The organism is Corallococcus llansteffanensis, from assembly GCF_003612055.1.
Lineage (GTDB): Bacteria > Myxococcota > Myxococcia > Myxococcales > Myxococcaceae > Corallococcus > Corallococcus llansteffanensis.
Genome location: NZ_RAWB01000112.1, coordinates 1 through 20,286, shown reverse-complemented (window position 1 = coordinate 20,286; position 20,286 = coordinate 1). Strand labels below are relative to the sequence as shown.

At 71.5% G+C, this 20,286-nt stretch carries 15 protein-coding genes and 1 pseudogene; 4 read left to right on the top strand and 12 right to left on the bottom strand.

From position 1 onward, the window contains the following. Nucleotides 1-1,839 (top strand): hypothetical protein (locus D7V93_RS13180; RefSeq protein WP_208723013.1); only part of this gene is annotated, 1,839 nt, incomplete at its 5' end. A gap of 10 nt (nt 1,840-1,849) precedes the next feature. On the opposite strand, the gene D7V93_RS13175 is transcribed toward D7V93_RS13180, so the two are convergent. The 7 genes from D7V93_RS13175 to D7V93_RS13145 all read right to left on the bottom strand — a co-directional run bounded on the left by D7V93_RS13175 (nt 1,850) and on the right by D7V93_RS13145 (nt 8,970). Then, complete coding sequence (locus D7V93_RS13175) at nt 1,850-2,425, bottom strand: GNAT family N-acetyltransferase (protein ID WP_120643737.1); 576 nt, start codon at nt 2,423-2,425, stop codon at nt 1,850-1,852. A 36-nt stretch (nt 2,426-2,461) separates the two neighbouring features. Further along, on the bottom strand, nt 2,462-3,691 hold the full coding sequence (locus tag D7V93_RS13170) for an ABC transporter permease (RefSeq protein WP_120643736.1): 1,230 nt from the start codon (nt 3,689-3,691) through the stop codon (nt 2,462-2,464). Between the two features lie 3 nt (nt 3,692-3,694). Further along, nucleotides 3,695-4,855 carry an ABC transporter permease gene (locus D7V93_RS13165; RefSeq protein WP_120643742.1) on the bottom strand — a complete coding sequence of 387 codons (1,161 nt, stop codon included), beginning with the start codon at nt 4,853-4,855 and terminating at the stop codon, nt 3,695-3,697. 74 nt (nt 4,856-4,929) lie between these two features. Next, complete coding sequence (locus D7V93_RS13160; protein WP_120643735.1) at nt 4,930-5,691, bottom strand: ABC transporter ATP-binding protein; 762 nt, start codon at nt 5,689-5,691, stop codon at nt 4,930-4,932. Further along, on the bottom strand, nt 5,688-6,953 hold the full coding sequence (locus D7V93_RS13155; protein WP_120643734.1) for an efflux RND transporter periplasmic adaptor subunit: 1,266 nt from the start codon (nt 6,951-6,953) through the stop codon (nt 5,688-5,690). The genes D7V93_RS13160 and D7V93_RS13155 overlap by 4 nt, the downstream gene beginning before the upstream one ends. Continuing rightward, nucleotides 6,950-8,275, bottom strand: coding sequence for a TolC family protein (locus D7V93_RS13150; protein WP_120643733.1), 1,326 nt, complete (start codon nt 8,273-8,275; stop codon nt 6,950-6,952). Before D7V93_RS13150 ends, D7V93_RS13155 begins: the two co-directional genes overlap by 4 nt. Beyond that, on the bottom strand, nt 8,272-8,970 hold the full coding sequence (locus tag D7V93_RS13145) for a YIP1 family protein (RefSeq protein ID WP_120643732.1): 699 nt from the start codon (nt 8,968-8,970) through the stop codon (nt 8,272-8,274). Before D7V93_RS13145 ends, D7V93_RS13150 begins: the two co-directional genes overlap by 4 nt. Before the next feature lie 216 nt (nt 8,971-9,186). On the opposite strand from D7V93_RS13145, the gene D7V93_RS13140 reads away from it, so the two are divergent. After that, nucleotides 9,187-11,775, top strand: a complete 2,589-nt coding sequence (locus tag D7V93_RS13140; RefSeq protein WP_120643731.1) for an AAA family ATPase — start codon at nt 9,187-9,189, stop codon at nt 11,773-11,775. A gap of 143 nt (nt 11,776-11,918) precedes the next feature. Then, nucleotides 11,919-12,773: a Rossmann-like and DUF2520 domain-containing protein gene (locus D7V93_RS13135; protein ID WP_244237285.1), complete on the top strand. Its 855-nt coding sequence runs from the start codon at nt 11,919-11,921 to the stop codon at nt 12,771-12,773. Between the two features lie 93 nt (nt 12,774-12,866). Here D7V93_RS13135 and D7V93_RS13130 read toward each other — a convergent pair whose 3' ends face one another. Next, nucleotides 12,867-14,189: a hypothetical protein gene (locus D7V93_RS13130; protein WP_120643730.1), complete on the bottom strand. Its 1,323-nt coding sequence runs from the start codon at nt 14,187-14,189 to the stop codon at nt 12,867-12,869. An 89-nt stretch (nt 14,190-14,278) separates the two neighbouring features. Here D7V93_RS13130 and D7V93_RS13125 point away from each other — a divergent pair, with 89 nt between their 5' ends. After that, a complete protein-coding gene (locus D7V93_RS13125; RefSeq protein WP_120643740.1) occupies nt 14,279-17,440 on the top strand; it encodes a hypothetical protein in 3,162 nt (1,053 codons plus the stop codon). On the opposite strand, the gene nadD is transcribed toward D7V93_RS13125, so the two are convergent. The 4 genes and pseudogenes from nadD to D7V93_RS44900 form a co-directional block, all read right to left on the bottom strand. Further along, nucleotides 17,437-18,009, bottom strand: a complete 573-nt coding sequence (nadD, locus tag D7V93_RS13120) for a nicotinate (nicotinamide) nucleotide adenylyltransferase (RefSeq protein WP_244237283.1) — start codon at nt 18,007-18,009, stop codon at nt 17,437-17,439. The genes D7V93_RS13125 and nadD overlap by 4 nt on opposite strands. A gap of 10 nt (nt 18,010-18,019) precedes the next feature. Beyond that, entirely contained in the window at nt 18,020-18,694 is a 675-nt protein-coding gene (locus D7V93_RS13115) for a hypothetical protein (protein ID WP_120643728.1), read from the bottom strand. Nucleotides 18,695-18,701: 7 nt separating this feature from the next. After that, complete coding sequence (locus tag D7V93_RS13110; RefSeq protein ID WP_120643739.1) at nt 18,702-19,892, bottom strand: exo-beta-N-acetylmuramidase NamZ family protein; 1,191 nt, start codon at nt 19,890-19,892, stop codon at nt 18,702-18,704. A 47-nt stretch (nt 19,893-19,939) separates the two neighbouring features. Continuing rightward, nucleotides 19,940-20,286 (bottom strand): annotated as a pseudogene (locus tag D7V93_RS44900) (adenylate/guanylate cyclase domain-containing protein); the annotation flags it as partial.

Genomic DNA, 20,286 nt, shown 5'->3' with positions numbered 1-20,286 from the left:
GTCCTGAAAGCCCCCTGCCCCATGACCTCCGGGCCCGAGCGGACGCAGCGCTGGCCTGCACGCCTGGCGCTCCTCGCGGTGGGGCTGCTGAGCCTGCACTGCGCCTCCGCAGACCGGCCCCGTACCGCGGGTGTGCCCGCGCGGGCGACCGAAGCGGTGGCGCCCTCCGCCGCCCTGCCCTCGCGCACGCTGCGGGTCCGCGTGTACGCGGACGAGGAGTACCGGGCGCAGGTCCTCCACTGGGAGCGGGGCTTCGAAGCGTGGCTCCAGCGCGCGAGCGCGGCGGTGCGCGAGCCGCTGAGCGTGACGTTCACGCTGGAGTCGGCGCGGGCGTGGGAGCGACGCGGTTCGGAGGGTTCGCTGGAGCCGGTGCTGGACGCACTGGAGGCGTTGGATGCGGGCGAGGACGTAGACCTCGTCGTCGGGCTGGTGTCCGCGCCGCCGGCCTTCAGCGAGTCCCAGCACGAGCTGGGCTTCGCGCGCGTGCTCGGACGCCACTGCGTGCTGCGCGGTATCAACGGCGCGGTGCCGGTGCAGGCGCGCCGGCACCTCGAGGTCTCCACGCTCTTGCATGAGTGGGCCCACACGTTGGGCGCGTTCCACGTGCGCGACGCGCGCGGGTGGATGGCGCCGAAGTACGACGCGGCCCAGACAGGGTTCGCGCCCCGGACGCTCGCGCTGCTCGAGGTGGGGCTGCGGCACCTGCCCCGGGCCCGCGTCGAGGTGGAGGCCCAGCGCGCCTGGGCGCGAGCGCTGCGGACGGTGCTGGAGGGCATGGTCGGCCCGGCGTGGGAGGGCCCGGAGCGGGACTTCCTCCTCGCGTGGACGGAACGGGCTCGCGCCACCCACGTCGTGCTGGGGCCGGAGGGCACTCCGAAGGGGCTGACGCCGCCGGAGCGACAGCGGCTCGCGGAGGTCATCGCCTTGGAGAAGGCGGGCCAGGCGCAGGTGGCCGCCGAAGCCCTGGAGCCGCTGGCCGCGCGGCATCCCTACGACGAGCGCGTGCAGTTGCTGGCGTGCTACCTCGCCGTGCACCTCACGCCGGCACTCGCCGCCACGCGCGAGCGCTGCGAGCAGGCCGTCGCGCGGTTCCCCGGGGAGCCGTCGCTGCGCATGAACGTCGCGCTCCTCCACCTGCACGCGGGCCGGTTCGACGCGGCCCAGGAGAGCCTGCTGGCGGCGCGGAGGAACCTCTCGGCGCAGTCGGACCTGGAGCCCTCGCTGTGGGCGGATCTGGCGGGCCTCTTCCTGCGCGCCCACTGCGTGACGTGGGCGGAGGAGGCCGCGGCCCGGGCGCCCGGGCTGGCCGCGTCGGAGGCGGTGCTCGAACAGGCCGCCCGCCTGCGACGCCAGGTGGTGCTGCCGGCAGGCATTGAACCGAGCACCGCGCCGCCGCGCCCGGCCGGCGTGGAGCCCTCCCGCGAAGGCCCCCTGGTGCGGGCGGTGTTCGACATCGAAGCGCTGCTGCATGCGGGCTCGTCCGGTCCCGCGCGCGATCGCATCACCGCGCTCGCGCAGGCGTATCCGGAGAGTCCATCCGTCGCGCTCGTGCAGTGCGAGCTGCACCTGCTCCAGGGGCGGCTGGGCCCCGCGCGCAGCGCCTGTGAGCGGGTGCTGGCCTCCCGTGAGGACGCGGTGCAGGCCCACCTGCTGCTCGGCGTGCTGGCGACGAACACCCGGGCGCACACGAGGGCCCGGGCGCACCTGGAGCGAGTCATCGCGCTGGAGCCTTCTCGCACCGAAGCGTGGCACCTGCTCGCCCGAGAGTACCGGGGCACGCGGCACCTGCGCGTCCTCCAGGCACGCTACCGGGAGCGGTTCTCGCGCGACCTGCCGTGAGGCACGCGTCCTACGTCGCGGCCGCGCGCCACGCGTCCTTGAGCACGGACAACACGATCATGTCGATGAACCCGTCGCCCGTCACGGCGGCGGTGTAGCCGCGCAGCACGCCCTCCTGCTGGAAGCCCGCGCGCGTCAGCACCCGCAGGGAGGCGGGGTTGTGCACCGACACCATGGCCTCCAGCCGGTGCAACCCCATCTGCTCGAAGCCGAAGCGCACCAGCACGGGCAGCAGCGACCTCATCACGCCCTGTCCCCAGAGCTTGCGCGACACCATGTAGCCCACCTCCGCGCGCCGGTCCTTCGGGCTCCAGTTGAAGAGACACATGTAGCCCAGGGGCGCCGCGTCCTCCTCGAGTGACAGCACCCAGCGGAAGCTCTCGCCCCGGCGCATCGCATCCAGGTCGCCGACCAGCTTCTGGCGGATGGTGTCGGGGCGCAGGGGCACCTCGAAGTTGAGGCTCCGCGCCACCTCCGGTTCGGCGTACACCGCGCCAAGCCCGTCCACGTTCTCCATCGAGAGCGCCCGCAGCAGGAACGGCGCGGGGACGGCGGGCGGGGGAACCGTGACGTAGGACGAGGACATGCGTGAAACCACCCGTTCGGAAGGGACCTTTGCACCCTACTCCGTGCGCATCGCCTCCACGGGGTCCAACCGCGCCGCGCGGGACGCCGGGTAGATGCCGAACAGCAACCCCACCCCGCAGCTCATCCCCAGCGACAGCGCCACGGCCCACGCGGGCACGTGCATGGGGAACAGCAGCACCCACTTGCCCAGGAACACGAACCCGAAGCCCAGCCCCACGCCCAGCACGCCGCCGAAGAGCGACAGCAGCACCGCCTCCGTGGCGAACTGACCCAGGATGCGGCGGCGGCGCGCGCCCAGCGCCTTGCGGATGCCAATCTCCCGCGTCCGCTCCGTCACCGACATCAGCATGATGTTCAGGATGCCGATGCCGCCCACCACCAGCGACAGCAGGCACACGCCCACGCCCGCCAGCGCGATGACCTGGGAGAGCTCGTTGAAGGACGCCGTCATCGACTCGTTGGTGTGCAGCTCGAAGTCGTTCGCCTCCTGCGGCGTCAGGCCCCGGCGGCGGCGCAGCAGGTTCACCACCTCGTCCTGCGCCTTCTTGAACACGGCGCCGTCGCGCGCCTGGATGTCGATCTCCACCGAGCGGCGCTTGCCGTAGAGCTGCTGGAAGCCGCGCATGGGAATGGCCACCTGGTTGTCCTGGCTGCCCATGCCCATGACGCTGCCGCGCTTCTGCAACACGCCGATGACGCGGAAGGGCCGACCCATCAGCCGCACGTCGGAGCCCACGGGGTCCATGCCCGGGAACAGCGCGTCCGCCACGTCCACGCCAATCACCATCACCGGCCGCGCGTCCAACGACTCCGTGTCGTTGAAGAAGCGGCCGTGGGTGACGGTGACGCCGCTCGTCTCCAGGTAGGTGGGCTCCGTGCCCAGGATGCCCACTGAAGCGTTCGTCTCCCGGAACGCCGTCACCAGCTTCTTGCCCCCCTCCGAGTCGGTGGGCGTGGCGGCGCCCACGGAGGGACACGCCTCCAGGATGGCCTTCACGTCGTCGCCGTAGAGGTCCTGGCGCTTCGCGTACTTCGCCCAGTTGATGCGGCCGAAGCCCGTGGGCCACTTCGTCACCTCGAAGGTGTGCGCGCCCAGGCTGCCCAGGTTCTTGTTCACCTGCTCACGCAGGCCCTCGATGAGGGCCATCATCGTGATGACCGTGGCCACTCCGATGACGATGCCCAGCAGCGTCAGGAGCGAGCGCAGCGGGTTGCCCAGGAACGTCCCCAGGGCCAGGCGCAGGTTGTCCAGGAAGGCGCGCATCGCCTATTCGTAGCGGAGCGCTTCCACCGGGTCCAGCCGCGCCGCCCGGGCGGCCGGCCAGATGCCGAACAACAGGCCCACCAGCGCGGAGAACGCCACCCCGCCCAGCACCGTGCCCGGCCGCACGTCCGCCGCCAGCGGCGTCACCAGCGACACGAGCTTCGCGGTCCCCAGCCCCACCGTCGTACCCAGCAAGCCACCCACCGCGGACACGCTGGAGGCCTCCATCAGGAACTGCAGGATGATGGTCCGCCGCCGCGCGCCCAGCGCCCGCCGCACGCCGATCTCCCGCGTCCGCTCGCGCACCGACACCAGCATGATGTTCATGATGCCGATGCCACCCACCAGCAGCGTGATGAGCCCCACGCCGGTGGCCACCGCGTAGAGCGCGCCGGTCAGCTGCTCGTAGGTCGCCGCGAGCGTGTCCGGCCGGTTGATGGAGAAGTCGTCCGGCTGCCCGGGCGGCGTGGAGCGCACGCGCCGCAGGATGCCCACGAGCTGGTCCTCCGCCTGGTGGATCTTCCCCGCGTCCGCCACCGCGATGGCGATCTGCATGGGCCGCCCCTTGCCGAAGGTGGCGTTGAAGGTCTTGAAGGGCAGGAACACGGACAGGTCCATGTTCTCCGACACCACCTTGCCCTTGCGCGCGAGCGTGCCCACCACCTGGAAGGGCCGCCCGTCGATGCGCACCGTCTGCCCCAGCGGGCTGAAGCTGGGAAAGAGCGTGGCCGCCACCTCCGCGCCAATCACCGCCACCGGCCGGTTCACCTCTTCGTCCGCGCGGGTGAGGAAGCGGCCCGACACCACCTCGTAGTTGCCGATGGTGAGGTAGTCGCTCCACACGCCGTTGACGCGCACGTTGGAGACCTGCTGCGCGCCGTGCGCCACGTCCGACGTGCGCAGCACAGCCGGAGAGATGGCGGTGATGAAGTCCGCCTGCTGGCGCAGCTGTGCCACCTGCTCCAGCGTGAGGTTCTTGCGGTTGCGGAACACCCACCAGTTGCCCTTGATCATCCAGGGGAACTTGGAGACGTAGATGGTGTTCGCCCCCAGCGTGGACAGCTGCTTTTCGAACGACGTGTTGAGGCCCTGGATGATGCCCACGATGGCCAGCAGCGTCGCCACGCCAATGCCGATGCCCAGCGTCGTGAGCACCGTGCGCATCCGGTTCGCGCGGAGGGAGTACACCGCGATGCGGGCCCCCTCCAGCACGTCCACGCGGAAGCCCTGCCCGAACTTCACGCGTGGCCCACCTTCGGCGGCAACACGCCCGTGCCGCCCAGCGCCACCTCCGGGCCGGGCCCGTCCGCGATGATCTCCCCGTCGCTCAGGCGGATGGCCCGGGGACAGCGCGCGGCCAGCTTCGGCTCGTGCGTGACGAGCACCAGCGTGTGGCCCGCCTGGTGGAGCTGCTCGAAGAGCTTGACGATCTCCTCGCCGGTGGCCGAGTCCAGGTTGCCCGTGGGCTCGTCCGCCAGGAGCATGGACGGCTCCGACACCAGCGCGCGCGCGATGGCCACGCGCTGGCGCTGACCGCCCGACAGCTCGTTGGGCCGGTGGTGCATGCGGTGCGTGAGCTGCACCTTGTCGAGCGCCGCCTTCGCCCGCTCCCGGCGCTCCTTCGCGGCCATGCCCCGGTACACGAGCGGCAGCTCCACGTTGGCGAGCGCCGTCTCCCGGGGGAGCAGCTGGAACGTCTGGAAGATGAAGCCGATCTCCACGTTGCGGATGACGGCCAGGTCGTCGTCGTCCATGCGCGACACGTCCTTGCCGTTGAGCATGTAGCGGCCGCTCGTGGGCGTGTCCAGGCAGCCCAGCACGTTCATCAGCGTGCTCTTGCCAGAGCCCGACTGGCCGATGATGGCCACCCATTCGCCCCGTTGGATGCCGAAGCTCACACCGCGCAGCGCGCGCACCTCCTCGCCGCCCACGAAGAAGGCGCGCGTGAGCGCCTCCACCTGGATGAGGGGGCCACTGGCCGGAGCACCGGGGGTCGTCACGACTTGCGCCCGTCCTTCCCGTCGCCCGCGGGCACTTCCGGCTCGCGCACCACGTCGCCGTTGGCCAGCTCCTTGGACAGCGTGCGGTAGGGGCCCTCCACCACGCGGTCCCCCACCTGCAGGCCCTCCAGCACCTCCAGCTCCGTGTCGGACGCGATGCCGGTGCGCACGCGGCGCACCTGGGCCTTGTTCTCCCCGTCCACCACGAAGACGACCTTCGCCAGCGTCTCCGTGCGGCGCTTGGCGGTGAGGGCGCCGCCCTCCACCGGGGCCTGGTAGTCCGGCAGCGTGCGCTCGGAGCGCACCGTGACGGCCTGGATGGGCACGAGCACCGCGTCGTCGTGCGTCTCCGCGCTGATGCGCGCCTCGGCGCTCATGCCGGGCAGCACGCCCGGCGGCCGCGCGTCCAGCGCGACGGTGATGGGGAAGCTCGTCACCTCCGCCTCCGTGCCCGGGTTCTTGATGAGGGCCTTCTGGGCGATCTCCACCACGGTGCCGTTGAAGGACTGACCCTCCAGCGCGTCCAGCGTCACCTCCGCGGGCTGGCCGTACTTCAGGTGCACCACCTCGTGCTCACCCACCTCGAACTTCACCTCCATCTGGTTGAGCGCGGCGATGGTCATCACCACGTCCTCGGAGAAGTCGGAGCCGCGCACGCGCTCACCCACCTCGCGCGACAGCTCGATGACGTTGCCGTCGATGGGGGACAAGAGCGTGGTGCGCGACAGGTCCGTGGAGGCCTGGTCCAGCACGGCGCTGCTCTGGGCCACGCGCTGCTTCGCGGCGGCGAGGCGCGCCTCGGCGGTGTCCACCAGGGCCTGCGTCTGCTCCACCTCCGACGTGGAGGAGAGCCCCTTCTCCGCGAGCCCCTTCACGCGGGCGAGCTCCGCGCGCTGACGCGCGGACTCCACCTCCGACACCTGGACCTCCGCGCGGGCCGCGTCCTTGGATGCCTGGGCCTGCTTCACGGCCGCCTCGTAGTAGCGCTTGTCGATGCGGCCCAGCACCTGCCCCTTGGTGACGGGGTCGCCGTCCTTCACCTGGAGGGCGACGAGGTCGCCGGACAGGTTGGAGGAGATCTTCACGGTGGTGGCCGCCTGCACCTTGCCCGCGCCCGTGATGGTGCGGGTGATGGTGCCCTTGCGCGCGCGGGCCACCTGGACTTCCTGCGTCGGGGGGGGCCGGTCCTTCAGGCCGCCCACGGTGATGGCCGCCGCGCCGAGCAACAGCGCACCGGCGATTGCCGCCTTCCACCACGTCATTGTGAGTCTCCCGGGTTCAGCGTGCCCGTGGCCCGGTACAGGGCATAGCGGGCGATTTCGACATCGATGCGGCTCTGGAGCAAGACCAGCTCCGCCTGGGTCAGCTTGAGCTGCGCGTCGCGGACCTCCAGCGTGGAGCCCGCGCCGGCGCGGAAGCGCTCCTCCGCCAGCTGGAGCCCCTGCGTGGCGGCCGCGCGGTTGGCGGTCGCGAGCTTCGCGGAGGCGATCTGCCCGTCCAGCGCCTGGTGCGCCCGGCGCACCTCCGCCTCCAGCTCGCGCGCCGTCTGGGCGAACGTCAGCTCCGCCCGGCGGATGTTGGCCTGGGCGCGTGCGGACTGGGCGTCGGTGTTGAAGCCGTTGAACAGGTCCCACGTCAGCGTGACGCCGCCGTTGAAGGTGTTGCCGAAGCCCGGCTCGCTGAAGAAGGGCCCCAGGTCCTGGTTGCCGTGCGCGTACTGCGCCTGGAGTCCCACGCGCGGCAGGTAGTCCCCCTGCACGATGGCGCGCTGGAGCTCCGCCACGCGCACGCGCTGCTGGAGCGCGCGCAGGAGGGCGCGGTGCTCGCGGGCCTGCTTGAGGGCGTCATCCAGCGCGGGCGCGGGCGCGGGCTCCTGCTGGAGGATGCCGGGGTCCACCGCCTGGAGGGACTCGGTGCCGGGGCGGGACAGCCACACGGCCAGCTGCACCTGGTCCGCCACGAGCTGCGACTGGCGCTGCACGACGTTGATGCGGTCATTGCCCAGGTTGACCTCCGCGGAGATCTCCTCGGTCTTGCCCACGCGGCCCGCCTGGAACAGGGCGCGCGCTCGCTCCAGCTGCTCCTCGCTGCGCTGCGCGGTGACCTGGAGCACGTCCAGCGTGGCCTGCGACAGGAAGAGCGTGAAGAAGCGGCGGATGGCCTCCAGCTCGGAGGTGTCCGCCTCCTCCAGGGCCTGGTTGCGCACGGCGTCCACGCTGACGCCGGCCTGCTCCAGCTGCTTCCAGAGGCCGCGGTTGTAGATGACCTGCGACAGGCCCAGCGACGCGCCGTAGCTGTCGGAGGTGTTGGCGGAGCTCACCACCTCGCGCGTGAGGACCTCCGTCTCCGAGACGGGGATGGTGACGACCTGCCGGCGGCGGCCCTGGTAGCTCAAGTTGGGGCCCGCGTTGAGCTGCACCTGGGGCAGCAGGTTGGAGCGCGCCACGCGCTGGTCCTGCTCCGCCACGGTGACGTCGAGCGTGGCCTGGAGGGCCTGGGTGTTCTTGCGGCCCAGGGAGCGAGACTCCTCGAGCGTGATGGGCGTGGCGGCGAGGAGCGCCGTGAGGACGAGGAGCGCGTTCACGGGCCACCCAGCGTGGGAATGCGGATGAAGACGATTCCGGCGTACATGATGTAGAGCACCAGCGTGAGCAGCAGGGCCCGGCCCAGGCGCATGCCGGTGGCGGTGGAGAAGCCCACGCCCAGCAGACCCACGCTCCAGAGGTTGAAGAAGTCCACGCCGCGCAGCACGCGCTGCAGCTTCGGCGACAGGCCGTCGAGCAGCGCGAGGCTGGAGGGCACGAGCCGCTCCGCGCGCAGGTCGGTGAGCGAGTGCTGGAAGCCCGCGCACACCGCGAAGATGAGGTGGTAGAGCGCGATGGGCAGCATCGCCACCGCGGCCGCCGCCATCAGCTGCCCGAAGGACGCGGGCTTGCTGAAGAGCCAGGCCGTCACCCACAGGACGCACGCGAGCAGCAGGACCTCCAGCGGCATGAGGAGGAGGCCCTTCGCGATGCCGCCCACCAGCGCCTTGCGCGAGGCGGTCTGGATCTGGTCCGCGATGTCGGACTCGGACACGCTGGGCGCGCCGACCTCCGTGGGGAGCGCCCCCACCACCGCGGCGGTGGCGTCCCAGCGCAGGGCGTAGGCGATGCCGGAGACCGTGACGCAGAAGGCGAGAATCAGGAGGGGCCACAGCCAGCGGCGGCCCTCCACGGCGGCGCGCGTCCCCTCGAAGGGGTCGACGAAGATGCGCGCCGGTTGGACTAGGGAGGTCATAGGGATGGGTTCTCTGGGCGGGATACGCAGCCCTCCCGGCGTGATTGCCCGGTCCCTTGAATTGAGGCGGGAAACGGGTGGGCAGCCAATCGAATTCCTTCAGCGGCCCAAGGTTTACCGTGCCTTGCATCCATCCTGTAGCGGTCTGTAGCCTAAATTTTGCGGCGGGGGCCCGGACGGTGTATTCCGCTCGGCTGCACGCTTGCCGGAGCATGAATGGTCGACAGCACGGATCTCGCCCAGGTTCTCCATGAGGCGCATGACATTGCCCGCAGCGTCGCCCAGAAGCCCACGTCGGCCCACGTATTGCTCGCGCTCTTCACGGTGGAGAACCGCGCGCAGCTCCTGCTGAAGGAGAAGGGCGTCGACGAGGACGCGCTGCTCCAGCTCATCACGGAGGCCCCGGCGGAGACGGGCAGCAACGTGGTGCAGGACCTGACCACGCGCGCCCGGGAGCTGGCGAGCAACTCGCGCTCCGGCGAGGCGGACTGCCTGCACCTGCTCATCGCCATCATCCGCAAGCGCTGCGCGGCGAGCGACCTGCTCGCGCGGACGGGCATCGACCTCATCTCCCTGTCCAACACGGCCCTCTCCTACTCCACGAGCGGCGTCCAGTCGCGCCGGCTCCAGCCCGGCTACGGCCAGACGGCGGTGGCCACGCGCGCGCCGGTGAGCCGCCCCGTGGGCGCGCCGCCCTCACCCCTGCCCACCTCCACCCTGGCGCTGAGCGCGCCGCGCCCGGCCCCGCTGATGACGCCACCGGTGACGGTGCCGCCGCCGGCCGCGCGCATGACGCCCGCGCTGTCGCCGCGAGACCTCATCGACGTGGACGAGGACGAGTCTCCCCGGGAGGCCCGGTCCGAGCCGGTGGCGCCTCCCCTGCCCCGCATGACGCCGCCGCCCGCACCCGTGGCCGCGCCGCCCGTCGCGCGGGCGACGCCGCCCGTGGCGCCTCCCGCGCCGGTGGCCCGCCCCACGCCGCCGGTCCCCGCGCAGGCGCAGGCGAAAGCAGGGACGCTGACGCTGGACGCGAAGGCGTTCCCGATGCTCACGTCGATGGGGCGCAACCTGAGCCAGGCGGCCCGCGAGGGGAAGCTGGACCCGGTGGTGGGCCGCGCTCGGGAGGTCGAGGAGGTCATCGACATCCTGGGCAAGCGCCGCACGAACAACCCGTGCCTGCTGGGAGAGCCGGGTGTGGGCAAGACGGCGGTGGTGGAGGGCGTGGCGCAGCGCCTGCTGGGCCTCCGGGGCACGCTGGCGGAGAAGATCCTCATCGAGCTGGACATGGCCACGCTGGTCGCGGGCACGCAGCTGCGCGGCTCGTTCTCCGAGAAGCTCAACGCGCTGAAGGAAGAGGTGCGGCGGGGCGAGGGGCGCGTGGTGGTCTTCATCGACGAGATCCACACGCTGGTGGGCGCGGGCTCCACGGGCGAGGGCCCGCAGGACGCGGCCAACGAGCTGAAGACGGCGATGGCGCGCGGCGAGTTCCCCTGCATCGGGGCGACGACGCACGACGAGTACCGCAAGTTCATCGCGGCGGACCCGGCGCTGGAGCGGCGCTTCACGTCGGTGACGGTCAACGAGCCGTCGGTGCCGGAGACGGTGGAGATCCTCCAGGGCATCATCGGCCGGTACGAGGAGCACCACGGGCTGCGCTACCTGCCGGAGGCGCTGGTGGCGGCCGCGTCGCTGGCGAGCCGCTACGTGACGGACCGGTTCATGCCGGACAAGGCCATCAGCGTGGTGGACCTGGCGGGCAGCCGCTGCCACCGCGAGGGCAAGCACAAGGTGGACGCGGCGGACGTGGCGCGGGTGGTGGCGAAGCTGGCGGGCGTGCCGGAAGAGCGCCTGCTGATGAACGACTCGGCGCGCCTGCTGCGGCTGGAGGACGACCTGTCGGAGCGCGTCATCGGCCATGCGGAGGCCGTCGGGCGCATCGCGCGGGTCATCCGGCGCAACTACGCGGGCTTCGCGTCGCGCCGTCCCATGGGCAGCTTCCTCTTCCTGGGCCCCACGGGCGTGGGCAAGACGGAGATGGCGCGGGCGCTGGCGGAGGTGCTGTTCGGCAACCGGGACGCGCTGGTGCGGCTGGACATGAGCGAGATGTCCGAGTCCCACGGCGTGTCGCGCCTCATCGGTTCGCCGGCGGGCTACGTGGGCTTCGGCGAGGGCGGGCAGCTCACGGAGCCCGTGCGTCGGCGGCCGTCGTCGGTGGTGGTGCTGGATGAGATCGAGAAGGCGCACCGCGAGGTGCAGATGCTGCTGCTCCAGGTGCTGGAGGAGGGGCGGCTGACGGACGGCAAGGGCCGGCACATCGACTTCTCCAACACGGTCATCGTGATGACGACCAACCTGGGCGCGGAGGCGTTCTCGCGCACGAGCCGCGCGGTGGGCTTCGGCGCGGCGGACGCGGCGGCGGGGAACGCGCTGGACCTGGCGGCGGACACGGCGCGCAAGGCGCTGCCCCCGGAGTTGTGGAACCGCATCGACGAGCGGCTCCCGTTCCGGCCGCTGGTGGAGCTGGAGGTGGCGAAGATCGCCACGCTCATCCTGGCGGAGAGCAGCAAGCGGCTCGCGACGGAGCGCGGCATCGTCTACACGGCCGGCGCGGATGTGGTGGGCCACCTGCTCAAGTCCGGCGGCTTCGACCCGCAGCTGGGAGCACGCCCGATGCGCCAGGTGGTGCAGCGGCTGGTGGAAGGTCCCCTCGCGGAGCGCATCCTCGCCGGTGAGTTCGGCGCGGGCGACCGCGTGCGCGTGGCGGTGCAGGCGGGGCAGCTCCAGTTCGCACGGGACGCCGCCTGACGGTGGGCAGGCCAGCCCGGCGCGGTTCATCGCCTGCGCGTGGCAGTGCAGGCGGGACCGAGCAGGTTCGCGCAGGGGATGGACGCGTCCCGCGAGAGAAAGCACGCGCCGGTGGTGAGGAAGGCCGGGCTGATTCAATTCGCGTGGGACGCCGCCCGGCGGTGAAGGCGAAGCGGGCCCCGGTTGTCATCGTCGGTGCGGGACGGCTGGGTGGCGCGCTCGCGCTGGCGCTCCAGGCGAAGCGCTGGTCCGTGCGCGTCTACTCGCGCGACGACGCGGGCAATGAGCGCACGCGGTCGCTGGGTCTGAAGCCCGCGACCCTGGCGGACCTGAAGAAGGCTCGCGTCTGCGTGCTGTGCGTCCCGGACGCTGCGGTGCCCACGGTGTCCCAGGCACTGTCGAAGGAGCTGCCCCGCACGGCAGCGCTGGTGCACACCGCGGGAGCCCTGCCCCTCTCCGCGCTGACGACACAGCGGGGCCGTGCGGTGGGCTCGTTCCATCCGCTGTGCGCCGTGTCCTCCGCGCGGGACTCCCTGGCGGGCCACACGGCCGCCATCAGCACGCGCTCCCCTGCCCTGCGCGCCCTGCTTCAACGCATGGCGGAGGACGTGGGCTTCGCGGTGTTCGACGTGCCGGAGGAACACCGGGCCGCCTACCACGCGGGCGCGGTGCTGAGCGCCGGAGGACTGGTGGCGCTGGCGGACGCAGCAGTGGGCGCGCTTGGTGCGGCGGGCATCGAACCAGAGGCCGCGTTGAAGGCACTGCTGCCGTTGATGCGCTCGGCACTTCGAGGCGTGGAGGCTCGCGGCCTCTCAGGCGGGCTCACCGGCCCCATCGTCCGAGGGGACGCGGGCGTCGTCGCGGCGCACCTCGCGGCATTGCCGGACGACCTCGCGCCGCTCTACGCGCAGCTCTCACGAAGAGCGCTGCGGCTGGCCTCGGACCGGCTGCGTCCCGAAGTCCGCACCGCGCTGCAAGACGTGCTCGCGAAGAAGTGAAGCCGCCCCGCTCCAGCCCGTGAACGGACCGGAGCGGTGGCACCCTACGGCGCGCGTCCCGGAGACTCCCGGACGCGCGCCCTTGCCTCGAAACTACGTGAGGATGATGCGCGTGCCCTGGAGGGCGCGGCGCACGATGGCCAGGGCCTGCTCGGACGCGGCCTCGGCCTCGGTGAGGCGGCGCAGGCAGACGTCACCCGCCACCGACGTGGAGCGCTTCAGGTCCGCCAGCAGCGTGAGCGCGGCCTGGAGCATCTCCTTGCCCTGCGCGGACTCCGTGGCCGGCTGGCCCGCGGCCTTCGCCACGTGCGCCGTGAAGCGCTGCACCGCGTCCATGGTCGCGTTCGGGTCGTACTTGTCCAGCAGCGGCTTCAGCCGGTCCGGGTTGATCCGGATGAGGCGCAGCGCGCCGACCTTCTGGAAGGCCGGGTGCACCAGGCCAATCTCCGACATGTCGAACGCGCCCAGCAGGCCCTCGTCCGGCGCGGGGTGCGCGTGCGGCACCACGTCCACGAAGAGCGCCAGCGGATCCGCGCCCTGCTTGAACGCCGCCAGCTCGTCCTCGTCCAGCGGCGGGAAGCTCGCGGGCGTGCCGATGAAGAGCAGCGGCAGCACCACGTCGTGCCAGAACTCCTCCGGCGCCGAACCCGTGCCACCCACCGTGGCCACCAGGTGCGTCATCAGCTCCGCGAGCCGGGGGGCGCGCTCGGCCTGCTCCGCCAGCGACTTGCCCACCTCCATGCGCTGCAGGGAGGTGACGATCTGCCCCTCGAACTGCTGGCGCGCCTCGGGCGGCAGCGGCGGCTGGGTGCGGCCCAGCGCGTCACGCACATCGCGCGCCAGCGCGTCCGTCTTCGACTCCAGCGTCTGCTTCGCCTTGGCCGAGTCCACCACGATGAACTGGAGGAAGCCCGGGTCGAACAGGCGCTGGTAGTCCGTGGGGCCCAGCGTCTGCTGCTGGCTGCCCAGGGCCTGCCCGGGGTTCGTGCCGAAGCGCACCTGCCCCAGCGAGCGGCGGATGTCGCTGGCCAGATCGTCCAGGCGCGTCAACTTCGCCTGCGTCAGCGCGTCCATCACCGCCCCGAACGGGGACAGCATGATGATGGCCTGGGGGAAGCCCAGCGAGGCGCCTTCCGGGGAGTCGCGGTTGGGGAACCAGAAGGCCTGGTGCTCGGAGATGAGGCGCATCGCGAAGCCGCCCGCGAGCCCCAGCGCCGCGGCCTGGTGCTCCGGCCGGTTCGGCTCGAACTTGCCGCCCAGGAGCTTCACGAGCGCCTGCTCAACGTCCGCCCACGGCGCCTTCATCAGGTCGACCGGCTTGCCGTCGGCCTTCTCCAGCGCCGCGGAGAGCTGGAGCTGCGCGTTGTGGACATGCTGCGGAACGGGAAGCGCCTGCGGCTCGGCCGGTTCGGACATGAGAAGGTTCCTGTAAGAGAAGCGACCGCGTTCCCTTACCGTGAAAAACGCGTTCGTGGCCACGATTTGTGACCGCTAGGATGCCCGCCATGTCAGCTTCCAGCGGGTCTGCCCGCCAGCCCGCCCTTCTTGCCTGCCTTCTCCTGCTGACGTCCGGGTGTGCTTTCGTCGCACCCCGCTTCCCGCAAAACGTCCAGGCGTCCTTCGCCCGGGACGACATGCACAAGCTGACGACGCGGTCGATGGAGCTGTACTACCCGGCCCAGCTGCGCGCGACGGCCCTGCGCGTGGCCGCCCGGATGGAAGGCTGCGTGGACCGCCTCCGCGCCGACACCTGGAGCAAGGCCGAGCGCAAGCGGGTGCTCGTCTACCTGACCAGCGCGGACTTCAACAACGCCTACGTCCAGTCGGAGTTCGCGAGCACGCCGCAGCAGATGGTGCTGCCGCAGCACATGACGCTGGAGCAGTTCAACCTGCTGGGCCTGGGCGAGACGGACATCGGCGACGTGGCCTGTCACGAGTCTGTCCACTACGTGCAGATGCAGCAGGTGGGCGGCCTGTGGAACACGCTCAACACGCTGAGCGGCGGCCTGTTCCAGCCCAACATCTTCACCGAGTCCTGGTTCCTGGAGGGCCTGGCCACCTACTACGAGGGGCGGCTGGGCAAGGACACAGGCCGGCCCTACAGCCCCGTGTGGCGCGGCTGGTGGGAGGGCGTGGTGCAGGCCCGGCGCGGGGAGCTCAACGCGGGCTACCTGTCCCCGGAGCACCGCGCGTTGGAGCCGTTCGGCGGCAACTACCTGACCGGGATGAACTTCGTGGAGTACCTCGCCCGGACGTACGGCGAGAAGCTCCTGTGGAAGCTGGTGGAGGAACAGGGCAACTCCATCCTCCCGCCCATCGCGGTGACGCTGCGCTTCAAGCGCGTGTACGGCAAGGACATCGGCACGCTGTTCAGTGAGTACGAGGAGAGCCTCCAGAAGAACCTCCAGGTCCGCGAGCGCCCCGCCACGCAGCAGGTCCTCGTGCCCGACGCAGGCTACTTCTCCCGGCTCGCCGCGAACCCGCGGGACGGCAGCACGGCGCTCCTGAGCGTGGGCCGTGAGCAGATCACCCGCCTCACCGTGCGCGAGCGCGACGGTCGCGAGCGCTTCAGCCGGCCGCTGGTGCGGCTCCTCCCGGGGCGCCGGTGGGTGCTGGCCAGCCCCTCGCTCGCCAGCGGCATGACCTTCAGCCGCGATGGCGCCTGGCTGTACCTGGTCAGCGCGGACGTGGATCAGCTGGGCAGCTACACCGCGAAGCTGTGGCGGGTGGACGCGCGCACGGGCGACGTCGTGCGGATGTGGGACGGGCTGGAGGGGATGGGCGGCGACATCAGCGAGGACGGCCGGAGCTACGTATTCGTGGAGGTGCGCGGCGACGCGGCGAACCTCGTGCGCCTGGACCTGGAGTCAGGTCAGCGCGAGCGGCTGACGGACTTCCGGGCCCACACCGCGCTGGGTCCCCCCGCGACGTCGCCGGAGGGCCAGCGCCAGGTGTTCCCCCTGTCCGGCGTGGAGGGCTGGGACCTGGTGCTGCGCGAGCCGGACGGGTCGCTGCGCTGGCTCACGCGCGACGGCCTCTTCAACTACTCGCCGCGCTGGCTGGACGCGGATCACCTCGCGTTCCTGCGCGAGCACGAGGGCCGGCTCCAGGTCCACGTGATGACGGTGTCCACCCGGAGGATCGCCCGCGTCACCGACGCGCCCCACCTGACGATGGACGTGGCGCCCGTGGGCGGGGACTTCGTCGTGTTCCTCAACCGCGACGGCACGAACCTCAGCGTGGACAGCGCACCCCTCACCCAGGCCCTGGCCCAACTGCAAGCGACGCCGGAGCCGCCCACCGCGACCGCGAGCGTGGCCCCCGCCGTGCCGAGCGCGGGTGCACCCGGTACGGTCGAGCCCCCTGCCGATTCGGGCCCGGGCGCAGCGGGTGATCCGGAGGGCTTCGTCAGCTTCCCGGGGCAGACCGGGCCCTCCGATGGAGGCACACCGGAAGCGCTCGCGCAGGCCCCCACCGAGGTGCCCGCTCCCCCGGTGACGCCGCCACCGCCGCCGACCGACCCCGCGAGCGACGTGAACGGTCCCGTGGTGCCGCCCGTCGTCGTGGGCCGCGATGTCACCGTGCTGTCGGACGAGCCCTACTCCACGCTGGAGGGCTTCCTCATCCCGAACTACCGGGTGCCCTACTTCTACACGGTCCCCAGCAACATCGACGGCGAGGACCCGTACCTCGTCGCGGGGGTGGCGATCGCCGGGCAGGACCGGCTGGGCTTCCACGCGTATTCGCTGCTGCTGACGTATGACACGCAGGAGGAGCAGCCCAGCCTCTCGTTCGCGTACGGAAACGCGCAGCTGTCACCCTTCTACCTCCAGCTCTCCGCGTCCCGCATCCGCGACACCGATCGCACCGACCTGCAGGGCACGCTGTTCGCGACGCGCACGTTCTGGACGACGCCGGTGTCGTTCGGAATCCTGGCGCTCGACCGGCGCTTCGACGCCACCGACCGCCGCCCCCAGCTCATCACGCGCCTCATCGGCCCGGAGGTCGCAGCCTCCTACTTCGCGGGCGAGGGCACGTCCTACGGCGGCACGCAGCGGGGCCTGGGCCTGTCGCTGAGCGGCGCAGTGTACCCGAAGGCCTTCTCGCTCGACTCCACCGTGGGCGACGTGCGCCTGGGCGTGGAGGGCTACCTGGGCGGCCTGCCCTTCACCGGCAAGGACAACTTCCAGGTGTCGGCCGTGGGCCGCTACCTGCCCGGCGCGCCCAACGGACTCCTGGAGGTGGGCGGCATCCTCCCGGGCGAGGTCTTCTTCACCAACCGCGACAGCACGGAGCCGGGCCCCCTGCCGCTCCAGCTCCAGCCGGGCCTCGCCTTCAGCGAGTACCTGCGCGGCTACGAGGACCACACCTTCCGCGCGCGCAACGTGCTCATCGCCAACGCGCGCTACCGCTACCGCTTCATCGTCGACTACGGCTGGGCCTCCACGCTGTGGCTCCTGCCGTCCCTCTTCGTCAGCCAGTTCGAGCTGGAGGGCTTCGGCTCCATCGCGCGCACCGACAACCGGAGCAACCACGGCGCGGTGGGCGGCTCGGCCACGCTGCGGCTCACCGTGGGACAGGCCTACGCGCTCGCGTTCTTCTACCAGTACGCGCGCCGCTTCGATAACGGCTTCGGCGACCTGCACCTCGTCGGCATGACGTTCTAGTCCGCCCGGGCGCGCGGGACGCCCAGCCCGAACAGGCCCGCCTCGCGGGCCACCGCGAGCACCCCGGACGGCACCAGCTCCGTCGGCTCCTGCCCGCGCGCCAGCATCTCGCGCACCTGCGTGGAGGACACCTCCGCCAGCGGGGGCCCCACCGTCTGCGGCGCCGGGTAGCCCGCGCGGTAGAGCACCAGCACGCGCGCCATCCGCTGGATGCGGTCGAAGTCCTTCCAGTTCGGCAGATCCCTCAGGATGTCGCTGCCGATGATCAGCGAGAACTGGATGTCCGGGTGGCGCTCCACCAGGAACGCCAGCGTGTCCACCGTGCGCCCGCCGCCGCCCACCTCGCGCTCCACCTGGCTCGTCTGGAGCCAGCCGGACGTCTCCCGGCAGAGCGCTTCGCACATGCGCACGCGCGCTTCGAAGGACTCCAGCTGCTTGCCGAAGGGATGGTGGAACGTGGGCATCAACCACACCGCGTCCACGCCCTGCGTCGCATGGACGTAGGTGGCCGCCATCAGGTGGCCCACGTGCGGCGGGTTGAACGAGCCTCCGAGCAGCGCGACCTTCACGGCGGGCCTCTTATTTGACGGTGAGCTTCGTCGAGCGCGAATCGACCTGGAGCACCTGCGGCGGCAGCACGAGGTGCCCATCCAACCGGAACGCGGAGAAGCTCAGGTTGCGCTCCGCCTTCTCCAACAAGCCGCACGTCTGCTCCGAAGCGCCCACCAGCCGCCCCGGCGTCACGAAGTAGCGCGGGCCAATCCGCACCACCTTGGGCTCCGACTCCTTGCCGTGGATGAACACCTGCGCGTTGAGCAGGTCGTCCTTCACGAGGTCGTTCTTGTCGTGCACCACGCAGCAGAGCGTGTCCCCCACCAGGTCCATGGCCTTGTTGGCCACGGTGGGGTCCCGGTACGCCAGCGACTCGCGCTCCGGCACGCGCACGAAGCGCTCCATCACCAGCCGCCGGTCGTCCTCCGACGCCACGTCCGCGGGCGCTTCCCGGGACGCGGGCGTGCGCGGCTTGCCCTCCTGGGGCGACACCAGCCACTGCGTCACGTCCGCGAGGAAGTCCGCGTCGGAGTACTCGCGCCCGCCCCGGCTCTTCTGCCGGCGCCACAGCACCCACTCGTCCAGGTCCGTGTAGCGCGCCCCGACGAAGAGGAAGCGCCGCGCGCCCTTGGCCCGCAGCAGCTCGTAGGCCGCGTCGAAGGCCCCCAGGTCGCCGTGCGTATCGGAGAAGACGCCAATCACGTGGAGCTCACCGCGCCGGAGCGTACAGCAGGGCGGGCTCCCGGTGCTTCCGGAAGGCCTCCGTCTGCGGGGCGAAGCCCTCCAGCATCCGGTCCAGGCTCCACCCCTCCTCGATGCCCCGACGCACCTGGTCGGTGCCGCACAAGAGGTCGAACGCGGGCACGTCCTCCACGAACTCGTACGCGTCCGCACGCCAGTCGAAGTGCTTCGGGCCAATGTCGTGCAGCGCCTGGAAGATGGCGATGCCCGTGCGCAGCGGCTGGAAGGCGTGCCGGTCGGTGACGTGGATGAACGCCCCGCTGCACGACTCGCCCTTGTACTTGTCGAACGTGGGGGTGAAGCCCACCGGACGGAAGGCCACGCCCGGCAGCCGCTCCTGCTCCAACCGCGCGAGCAGCGCGTCGGTGTCCACCCACGGCGCGCCGAACTGCTCGAACGGGCGGCAGGTGCCGCGCCCCTCCGACACGTTGGTGCCCTCGCCCAGGCACATGCCCGGGTACACGAGCGCGGTGTCCGCGGTGGGCATGTTGGGCGACGGCGGCAGGAAGGGCAGCCCCGTGTCGCTCCAGTACATGTCGCGCGTCCAGCCCTCGCACGGCACCACCGTCAGCTCACAGCCGAAGCCCTCCTGCGAGTTGAACAGCCGCGCCAATTCCCCCGCCGTCATGCCGTGCCGGTTGGGCAGCGCGTACAGGCCCACGAAGGAGCGGAAGCGGTCCCCCACGAGGTTGCCCTCCAGCGTCACCCCGTCCAGCGGGTTGGGCCGATCCAACACGTAGAAGGGCACGCGCGCCTGGGCGGCGGCCTTCATCGCCAGGGCCATGGTGTAGACGTAGGTGTAGTAGCGGCTGCCCACGTCCTGGATGTCGAACACCAGCGCGTCCAGGCCCTTGAGCCACTCCGGTCGCGGCGAGAGCGACTCGAAGGTGGAGCCGTAGAGGCTGTGCACGGGGACGTTCGTGCGCCGGTCGCGCGCCTCGTCCACGGCCACCATGTACTGGGCCTCGCCGCGGATGCCGTGCTCCGGCCCGAAGAGCGCCGCCAGCGTCACGCCGGGCGTGCCCGCCAGCAGGTCCGCCAGGTGGCGGAAGCGCGAGTCCACGCTCGTGGGATTCACGATGGCGCCCACGCGCTTGCCCTTGAGCGCGGAGAAGCCCTGCGCGGCCCACACATCCAGTCCCGTCTTCACCTTCATCACGGTCATCGCCTCGTCCCGTCGCACGCGGTTCGCGTGGTCGCGGGAGATCAGTTCGCGGGCAGGCGCTTGAGCGCGCTCGCGGCGGCCTTCTTCGAATCACAGGTGCCCAGGCCGAAGATGCCCCCGGCGCTCCCGTCGTCCCCTCCCCCATCCTCGGCCAGGTCCTCCAGCTCCCCTCGCGCGGCCTCCAGCCTCAGGCTGCCCGCGGCCTCCGCCGCCGCCGTGCGCACCCCGCACTGCTCATGCCCCAGCAGGGAGATGATCCGGGAGACGGCATCGCCGTTGCCCTTGCGCACCGCCTGCGAGTAGGCCCCCAGGGACTCGGCCACGTCGCCTTGCGCCTCTTCCAGCCTGCCGGTGAGGAACAGGCGCCGGCCGGCGTCCTCTTCCTGCT

Excerpts from the sequence above, each read along its gene's own strand:
- D7V93_RS13175 (WP_120643737.1), bottom strand. The coding sequence starts at position 2,425 with ATGTCCTCGTCCTACGTCACGGTTCCCCCGCCCGCCGTCCCCGCGCCG.
- D7V93_RS13170 (WP_120643736.1), bottom strand. The coding sequence starts at position 3,691 with ATGCGCGCCTTCCTGGACAACCTGCGCCTGGCCCTGGGGACGTTCCTG.
- D7V93_RS13165 (WP_120643742.1), bottom strand. The coding sequence starts at position 4,855 with ATGCGCACGGTGCTCACGACGCTGGGCATCGGCATTGGCGTGGCGACG.
- D7V93_RS13155 (WP_120643734.1), bottom strand. The coding sequence starts at position 6,953 with ATGACGTGGTGGAAGGCGGCAATCGCCGGTGCGCTGTTGCTCGGCGCG.
- D7V93_RS13145 (WP_120643732.1), bottom strand. The coding sequence starts at position 8,970 with ATGACCTCCCTAGTCCAACCGGCGCGCATCTTCGTCGACCCCTTCGAG.
- D7V93_RS13140 (WP_120643731.1), top strand. The coding sequence starts at position 9,187 with ATGGTCGACAGCACGGATCTCGCCCAGGTTCTCCATGAGGCGCATGAC.
- D7V93_RS13130 (WP_120643730.1), bottom strand. The coding sequence starts at position 14,189 with ATGTCCGAACCGGCCGAGCCGCAGGCGCTTCCCGTTCCGCAGCATGTC.
- D7V93_RS13125 (WP_120643740.1), top strand. The coding sequence starts at position 14,279 with ATGTCAGCTTCCAGCGGGTCTGCCCGCCAGCCCGCCCTTCTTGCCTGC.